A 9,038-nucleotide genomic window follows, 5' to 3' on the forward strand; every position below is an offset into this window, starting at 1 on the left:
GACCACCACGCCGCTCAACACCAGGCATCACACACACCTCCTCAACCCCACTCCACCGGGCCCCTGTTCGGTTAGACAAAACAACATACAGGATCTGAGCATGCTGTGAGTCACAGAGGCGAGGAGTTTCCAGGCCTGGGTTGTATGGTTTTCGGGAGTGATGATTGACATCATCACTCCCGGCGTGCATATTGACGACTCGAACACAACCCGAACGATCGCTCTGTCCGAACTCGGTCATCAGAGCCCGGTCAGCATCTGAGAGGCATCACCATGAGACTGGGACGCGCCCCCTTCGCAGCATTCGTAGCCTCGACGGCAGTAGCCGGATTGTTGGCCGGATGCTCCGGATCGAACGGTGGATCGAGTGGATCCGACTCGGTCAGCTTCCGACTGTTCAATGAGGTCAGTTCTCTCGATCCGGCACTGACGGCTGACGCTCCCGGCTACCAGCTCTCGATGTTCATGTACGACCGTTTGGTCGTCGTCTCCGACGGGGAGGTCGAGCCCTATCTCGCCGAGAGCTGGACAGTGAGCCCGACCTCCGTCGAGTTCACGATGCGTGATGACGTGAAGTGTGAAGACGGCACGGCACTCACGCCGAGCGCCATTGCCGCCTCGATGAATCGGACCCTTGACCCGTCGACGAAGTCGACCATCGCTCCGAGTCTTTTCCCGGGCGGTGCGACGTTCGCGGCTGACGACGCGGCGGGCACCTTCACGGTGACCACCCCTGAGCCGAACCCTGCGCTTCTGGTGACCTTCGCAAACCCGGTCATGTCGGTGGTGTGCCCTGCTGGCCTGGCGGATCCGAGCAAGCTCGGCTCCGCGTCGTTCGGGACAGGGCCGTACGTGCTCAAGGATGCCGTGGCGGGCACCTCCTACACACTGAAGAAGAGGGACGGCTATGAGTGGGGCCCTCAGCCTCACGCCGACAATCTCGCCTCACTCCCGGAGACCGTGACTGCGCGTGTGCTGCAGAACGAGACGACGGCAGCGAACGTGTTCCTTCAGGGTGACCTTGATGTCACGCTTGCTCAGGTGGAGAGCGCCGCAGAGCGACTCCAGGGGAAGGACTACATCGAGAAGACGTCTCCTTTTGCGTTCGCCTTCCTGATCTTCAACCAGGCCGGTGCGCCCGGCTCCGACCCAGCGGTCCGCACGGCCATCGCGCAGGCGGTCGATCCGAGTGCCTACGCGACCTCGGTGCGTGGTGATCTCGCAACCCCCTCGGCAAACCTGATGCCGGACGAGACGGTCTGTGCCCAGACCGATGGCGCCGACTACCGCCCGGAGTTCGACCTCGACGAAGCGCGGAAGACGCTGGAGGGAGCCGGGTACGCACTTAACTCTGACGGCGTTTTCGAGAAGGGCGGCAAGCCTTTGACCCTGCGCGTGGGGTCTCACAACCAGGAGGGAATCGTGGGTGACTATCTGGCGCAGACGCTCGAGGACCTTGGTGCTGTTGTGCAGAGCGAGCAAGTCGAGCTTCCGGCCTACATCGAGTCGGTCAAGAAGGGCGACTGGGACGTTTACGCTGGCACGATCGTGGTGCTCGACTCGCCGGCGGCACTTGGACAGACCCTCTTCGGTCCGAGCGGACTGGATCTGGGCACGATCCGAAATGATGAGTTCGAGCAGAACATGGCAGCGGCAGGCCGCTCATCGGACTTCGATCAGGCCTGTGAGCTGTGGATGACCGCCCAGGACGCCCTCGTCGAGAACGTCGACCTGGTCCCTCAGGCGGAGCTCAACAACATCTACGTCGGCAATGGCGTCGACTTCAGTTTCGGGTTCTCGGGACTCATCGAACCGACGTCGCTGGTTCGGAAGTAGTCGCACATGGGCGTGCGTGCCTCATCGAGGCCTCGAGTTTTCAGGGCTATACGAGACCAAGCCATCTTGGCAGGGTGCTCGCTGTTGACAGTGATGGTGGCGTCATTCGCCATGCTTCGTCTGATCCCGGGTGACCCGGCGCGCCGTATCGCTGGCAGCAACGTGGGTCCTGCTGAGCTCGAGCAGATCCGACAGGGCTTGGGCCTGAACGATCCCATCCTCACGCAGCTGAAGGACTACGTCGTAGGGGTTTTCACCGGTGACCTCGGCACGTCATACAGCTCGCAGCAGCCTGTCAGCACCATCATCGCCGACCGCCTGCCCAAGACGCTTGAGCTGGCGGGAGCCGGGTTCGTCCTGGCGGTAGGAATCGGTATCCCACTGGGTCTTCTGGTGGGTGCCCTGACACGCGACGGGCTGAGACCACGACTATCGGCGGCGTTCACCGGGACCACGAGCTTCGTCCAATCGATCCCCGACTACTTGCTGGCCGCCTTGCTGGTCTTGCTCTTCGCAGTCCTCATCCCGGTCTTCCCGGTCGCTGGAGCGAGCGGGGTCATATCTCTCGTGCTGCCGGCCACAGCCGTCGCGGCCGGGGCCGCGGCCATTCTGGCGCGCGTCACGCGCGTTGAAACCTTGGCCGTGCTATCGGCGGACTACGTGCGAGCGGCACGGGTCAAGCAACTCTCGACTCGTCGCATCTATGGGGTACACGTGCTGCCGAACGTGATGACCTCGGCCCTGACTATCAGTGGATTGATCCTCACCGCGCTCGTGGGCGGAACGGTGGTGGTGGAGAACGTGTTCGCCTGGCCGGGCCTAGGCACCGAGCTGGTTCGCGCCATCTCGCAGCGGGACTATCCGGTAGTTCAAGCCATCGTCCTCATGCTCGGCGTCACGATCGTGATCGTCAACCTGCTGGTCGACGTCCTGATCTCGGCGCTCGACCCACGTTCCCTCCTCCGAGCAAGCTAGGCATCGCATGTTGTCGTCGTTGTATGTACGTGCCTTCTTCAAAGACCGCGCGGGTGTTCTCGCTCTACTCGGCGTCCTCGTCGTTGTCCTACTAGCAATCCTGGGCCCGATCTTCGCGCAGGATGCGGCGACGCGGATCGATGCGTCTGCTGCCGGGGGCGGCTCGTCAGCGGCTCACTGGCTGGGGACCGACGACCTGGGTCGCGACGTGCTGGCACGCACGATCGTGGCAACTCGCCTGTCGCTTCTCCTTGCCATCTCGGCGACATTGATCGCAGGGGTCGTAGGCGTCGCGTGGGGTCTCACGCTGGCCAGCGTCCAACATCCCCGAATGCGGGCCGTGGGCTCGAACATTCTCAACGTGGTCTTGGCGTTCCCGCCGATTATCGTCGCGATCTTCATCGCCGTGATTCTTGGAGTCGGCGGGAGGAGCGCGGCCATCGCGGTCGGTGTCGCTGTGGCTCCGCGCTTCGCCAGGGTGGTGTACACGTTGGCGTCGTCAGTCTCGGCGCGCGAGTATGTGCACGCGGCCCGCGTGCTCGGTCTGTCCCGGCGCAGGGTTCTCCTCCGCCACATCCTCCCGAATGTGGCCGACACGCTCTGGATCGCGACCTTTCTCGAGATCTCGGGTGCACTGCTGTTCATCTCGGCACTGAGCTTCCTTGGGCTCGGAGTTCAGCCGCTCGCCTTTGACTGGGGGAGTCTGCTGACGTCGGGCCTCGACAACATGTACACGACCCCGGCCGCGGTTCTGGGCCCCGCCGTTATGATCGTCGTCACTGGGCTGGTGTTCGGGTTCCTCGGTGAGGCAGTGGCGCGTGCTGGCAATCCGCAGCGCTGGGCCGTGACACGCCCGAAGCGTCTGTCACCCCGGAGCGCTGGCGGTGCGGGTTCCGAAGTCCTCCATGAGCATCGACTGGCCGAGACCTCAGCGAATGAGGAAATGGTCCTGCGCGTCGAGAACCTGAGCGTCACCATCCCGACCGAGGATGGCGAGTTCTGTCCCGTGAACCAGGTGTCGTTCGAAGTCCGAAAGGGCGAGGTCCTCGGCATCGTGGGGGAGTCCGGCAGCGGGAAGTCGTTGACCGCAATGTCGATCGCCGGTATTGCTCCTGCCCAGGCGCAGGTTGTCGCAGATCGACTCGAGATCGCTGGAGAAGACCAACTCGACAAGCCAAGGCGAGCGGGCCAGGTGGCGATGGTCTTCCAGGACCCGATGAACTCCCTCAACCCTGCGCTCAGGATCACCACGCAGATGACCGAGAGCTTGCGCGCACATCGCGGCCTCACTGCCGCTGCGGCTTCACTGAAGGCCCTGAATGCTCTGCGCGACGTCCACCTGACCAATCCGGAGACCAGGATGCGTCAGTACCCGCACGAGCTCTCCGGCGGCATGCGTCAACGGGTCTCGGTCGCGATGGGGCTGGTCATGAGCACACCTTTGCTCCTCGCCGATGAGCCCACCACGGCATTGGACGTGACGACCCAGGCACAGGTCATTTCGTTGCTGCGAGATCTGCGCGCCGAAGGAATGGGAATTGTGATCGTCTCCCATGACATGGGAGTGATCGGTGAGATCTGTGACCGGGTCCTGGTGATGTATGGCGGTCGCATCGTGGAGCGGGGACTGGTGGAGAAGGTGCTGACATCACCTCAGCACCCGTACACGCAGACCCTGATCGACGCTGTGCCCGACATCGACGACGACTCCGGTCGATGGCTTGGAAAGACGGAGGCGACGTCATGACCGCACTGGAGGTCCGGGACCTGTCCGTGGTGTATCGCACGGGACGTGCCGAAATGCATGCTGTGTCGGGTGTCAATCTCAGCATCGGTGCCGGACGGACTGTCGGACTCGTCGGGGAGTCGGGCTCAGGCAAGTCGACGGTTGCGAAGGCGATTGTCGGTCTGGTGCGCCCGACGGAGGGGACCGTCTTGGTCGACGGTCACCAGATCGATCGGTCCCGCGAGCGTTTGCGGCTCCTCCGTCGTCGCGTCCAGATGATCTTCCAGGACCCGAATTCGTCACTCAACCCGCGCCTCACCGTGCGATCGACGTTGGCGGAGGCAGCGGCGCTGCTTCCGCGCCAGCAGCGCTTCGAGGTCGATGAGCTCATTGACTTGGTGTCACTCCCGCCACATCTCAGTGAGCGTTTCCCTCATGAGCTCTCGGGTGGGCAGAAGCAGCGAGTCGCCATCGCGCGTGCACTCGCGGTCCGCCCGGCTGTTCTCGTGGCCGACGAGATCACCGCCTCCCTAGATGTCTCTGCGCAGGCGAGTGTTCTTCGGCTGCTCGCAGACCTGCAGCATCGCTTGCAACTGAGCTGCCTGTTTATCACTCACGATCTCGCGGTCGTGAAGCACGTGGCGCACGACATCGTCGTGATGCGATTCGGCGAGGTCGTGGAGAGAGGTCAAGCGCTCGACATCGTGGCGGAGCCGTCTCACGAGTACACCAAGGCCCTGATCGCCGCGGTGCCGAGGCCGTTCAAGGCGACGGGCCATGAACCCGCGTCGCGTCGACCCTCGATGTCTGAGGGCCACCCGCTTGGGCGGCTGGCACCTCGCGATGCCGTGGTATCGCCTACCGCGCCCGGCGGTTCATGGCCATCTCCCAAGTGACCGACGTTTGGACTCTCGGCTTGCCGCGGCGGGCATCTATCCCGAGCAAGTCTTCATGACGACTGTCGACCACAGGAAGACCGACCCGATCGGCACGATCGCGCAGTCCCAGAAGTTTGACAACGATGCAGAGGAGACAGCTGCCGTGAGCAACATCGAACCAGGTCCCACAGCAATTGCCGATGGCATGCGTATTGAATGGGACGTTCCGATCGAGATGAGTGACGGAATTGTCCTGAGGGCCGACCTGTATCGGCCGATCGAGGACGGCCAGTACCCGGTGATCCTCAGCATGGGCCCGTACGGGAAGGGTCTACTGACCCAGGAGGGTTGGCCGCATGCGTGGGAGCAGCTCATTCGGGACTTCCCGGAGGTCGCCGAAGGGTCGTCGAACAAGTATCAGAGCTGGGAGGTCGTGGACCCGGAGAAGTGGGTACCCAAAGGCTACGCCTGCCTTCGGATCGACACCCGTGGCTCTGGTCGGTCGCCGGGCTACTTGGACTACTGGCAGCCACGTGAGACGGAGGATGTGGCCGAATCCATCGAGTGGGCGGCCGTTCAGCCGTGGAGCAACGGCAACATCGGGATGAGCGGGATCTCGTACTTCGCCGTGAACCAGTGGATGGTCGCCAAGCACAGCCCGCCGTCGCTCAAGGCATGCTGCATCTGGGAGGGGTTCTCCGACCTTTACCGCGAGGTGTGGTTCAACGGAGGGATCGCCAACGACTTCGGACCGAACACATTCGAGCGACAGGGACTCCGTCTCCAGTACGGACGCGGTGAGAATGGTCCACGGAACGCGGAATCAGGCTTGCTGGTCACCGGTGATGTGACCTTGTCTGAGGACGAGCTCGCCGCCAATCGTCGCGATCCTCGTCGAACCCAGCGGGACCACCCGTTCGACGACGAGTTCTACCAGGTCAGGACGGCTGATCTCTCGAAGATGACGGTACCGTTCCTCAGCGCCGGAAACTGGGGTGGTCAGCCGCAGCACACGCGCGGCAACGTCGAGGGATTCGTTCGGGCGCCTGCTGAGCAGAAGTGGCTCGAGATGCACGGCTTTGAGCATTGGGCGACTTTCTACACCGACGCGGGCATCGCGATGCAGGAGCGCTTCTTCGATCACTTCTTGAAGGGTGCGGACAACGGATGGGACAAGGAGCCCCGAGTGCAGCTCCAGATCCGCCACCCCGGAGAGAAGTACGAATCGCGCATGGAGAACGAGTGGCCGATCGCGCGGACGGAGTGGACGAAGTTCTACATCGACCCCGATGCCGGGCTACTTTCGACACGCGAGCCCTCGCGGACTGAGCCACTCACCTTCGAGGCCCTGGGGGAGGGTCTGAACTTCAGCACGCCGCCCCTCGACGCGCCGTTGGAGATCACCGGACAGGCAGCAGCCAACCTAGTCGTGTCCTCATCGACCACCGATGCCGATCTGTTCGTCGTGGTGCGCGTCTTCGACCCGGAGGGTCGCGAAGTCCTGTTCCGTGGAGCATCGGACCCCAAGACACCAGTCGGTCAGGGTTGGCTGCGTGCGTCGATGCGCAAACTCGATCACGACATCAGCACGCCGTACCGCCCGCATCACACCTTTGACGAGAAGCAACCGCTCACCCCTGGAGCCCCGGTTCCACTCCACATAGAGATCCACCCGACCTCGATCGTGGTGCCGATCGGCTACCGGCTTGTTCTGAGCATCTTGGGACGCGACTACTCCCACGACGAGGAACCGCTGACGGTTCCGAACGTCGAGCCGCCGCTTGTCATGAGAGGGTGCGGTCCTTTCACGCACACGCACCCGCTGGATCGTCCCTCGGAGATCTACGGTGGCGAGACAACGATCCACTTCGACGAGGGTTCGCGGCCCTACGTGCTTCTGCCGGTCATCCCGGCGAAGTGAGTCTGTAGGGAGTACGCACTCTCCGCTACGCGATGCGCCAGTTACCGCATCGCGTAGCGGGGGCTGGGCCTACCTCAATTGGAGTCGAGCGTCGGCCCTGATCGTGCGAGCTGCACCGCGTCGTTCAACTCGAGCGGGCGGGACGGAGCCGGGCCGCTGCGTCTCCGTCGGGCGGTCATCGGCAGAAGTCAGGGAGATCAGCATCGAACGCCCGAGTCGTGACAGACCAGACTCATCCGTTTTCACGACAAGGAAAGTGATCGCGCGTGCGGGCCAACTCGCCCATTGAAGATCGTGCCAACTGGCCGATCTTGGCGCTGGCATGGATGCTCTACTTCGGATTCGCTGTGACCGCAGCTTCGCTGGTCCCGATCATCACCCCAGTGCGCGACGACCTCGGGCTGTCTTACACGCAGATCGGTGTTGTGCTCGGAACGTGGCAGCTCGTCTACATCGTGGCGGCAATCCCAGCGGGGGCATTCATTGACCGCCTGGGAACGAAGCACAGCCTTTTCGTCGGAGCTCTACTTGTGGCCGCTTCGGCGGCGACGCGGGGTCTGGCTGTCGACGCAGTAAGTTTGATGCTCGCGGTAGCACTGTTTGGCCTCGGCGGGCCGATCATCTCGATCGGCCTCCCGAAGCTCATCGCCCAGTGGTTCACCGGTCGTCACCGCAGTACGGCCTCCGGTATCTACATCACGGGGTCTCTCGCAGGGAATATCACGGTCTTGGCCGCGACCAACGCGATCGTGCTGCCGGTCGTCGGGGGGCAGTGGCGGAACGCCATGTTCCTTTACGGCTCTCTTGGCCTAGCCAGTGCCCTCGCCTGGCTCGTGTTCGGGCGAGATCCATCTAGTGACGCGCCAGACGCAAGCGAGACGCCCTTGGGCAACGCAGCGGCGGTACGGAGGATCGTCATGATGCCGACGGTGTGGCCGGTATTCCTTGTCGGCATGTCGGGGTTCCTCGCGAGCCACGGGTTCAGGAACTGGCTGCCGCAGATCCTCGAGGACAAGGGTGCGAGTCCGGGAGTGGCCGGTGCGCTCGCGGCCTTTGCGGCGCTTGGAGGCATCCTCGGATCGATCGTGATCATGCGGCTCGTCGGTGTGGTGGACAGGGCCACGATCGTTCAGGGACTGTTGATCGTCACGGCGCTGATGCTGTCACTGGTTCCATTCGTCGACGGTTCAATACTGGTCGGGGTTCTCCTGGTCGAAGCCTTCTCGTCCGCAGCGCTGATGCCTCTCATGCTGAACGCACTGATGGACATGCCGCAGATCGGCGCGAGCCTGATGGGTGCAGCGGGCGGTCTGTACTTCTCGATCGGAGAAGTGGGTGGATTCCTGGGTCCATCCATCATCGGCGTCACAACCGACCTGACCGGTACCTACACCTCCGGGCTTCTGGTGCTGGGCCTCGTGATGGTGGCGATGCTCCTGCCGGGACGCTGGATCCCGCGCTAGCGGTGTGCCACCGGCTCTTGGCTGACGGGCCGATGATCGGTCGATCCGGACGTCCGAACCACAACCCCTGCAACTCGATCGTGGCTCCGATATGCACGAACAACGCACCGACTACAGTTCGACCGTCTCAGCTGTGGCTGGTGCGCGCGATTCTGGAGTCTCCGAGATCCCGAATGGGTTCCGGTGGAGTGGGGTTGAGGAGGTGTGTGTGATGCCTGGTGTTGAGCGGCGTGGTGGTC

6 protein-coding genes are annotated in these 9,038 nt (G+C 63.2%); all 6 read left to right on the forward strand.

The features are described 5' to 3' along the window. Positions 1-459 precede the first annotated feature (459 nt). The 6 genes from ABEA33_RS19655 (at position 460) to ABEA33_RS19680 (ending at position 8,799) form a co-directional block, all read left to right on the forward strand. A complete protein-coding gene (locus ABEA33_RS19655; RefSeq protein WP_345528646.1) occupies positions 460-1,836 on the forward strand; it encodes an ABC transporter substrate-binding protein in 1,377 nt (458 codons plus the stop codon). A gap of 6 nt (positions 1,837-1,842) precedes the next feature. Next, entirely contained in the window at positions 1,843-2,811 is a 969-nt protein-coding gene (locus tag ABEA33_RS19660) for an ABC transporter permease (protein ID WP_345528649.1), read from the forward strand. A 7-nt stretch (positions 2,812-2,818) separates the two neighbouring features. Next, on the forward strand, positions 2,819-4,558 hold the full coding sequence (locus ABEA33_RS19665; protein WP_345528651.1) for a dipeptide/oligopeptide/nickel ABC transporter permease/ATP-binding protein: 1,740 nt from the start codon (positions 2,819-2,821) through the stop codon (positions 4,556-4,558). Next, the gene (locus tag ABEA33_RS19670; protein WP_345528652.1) at positions 4,555-5,433 is read left to right on the forward strand and encodes an ABC transporter ATP-binding protein; all 879 of its coding nucleotides are present in this window, start codon (positions 4,555-4,557) and stop codon (positions 5,431-5,433) included. The genes ABEA33_RS19665 and ABEA33_RS19670 overlap by 4 nt, the downstream gene beginning before the upstream one ends. A gap of 55 nt (positions 5,434-5,488) precedes the next feature. Then, positions 5,489-7,336: a CocE/NonD family hydrolase gene (locus ABEA33_RS19675; protein ID WP_345528653.1), complete on the forward strand. Its 1,848-nt coding sequence runs from the start codon at positions 5,489-5,491 to the stop codon at positions 7,334-7,336. Between the two features lie 266 nt (positions 7,337-7,602). After that, entirely contained in the window at positions 7,603-8,799 is a 1,197-nt protein-coding gene (locus ABEA33_RS19680; RefSeq protein ID WP_345528654.1) for an MFS transporter, read from the forward strand. Positions 8,800-9,038: the final 239 nt, after the last annotated feature.

The organism is Nocardioides endophyticus (assembly GCF_039543845.1).
GTDB lineage: Bacteria > Actinomycetota > Actinomycetes > Propionibacteriales > Nocardioidaceae > Nocardioides > Nocardioides endophyticus.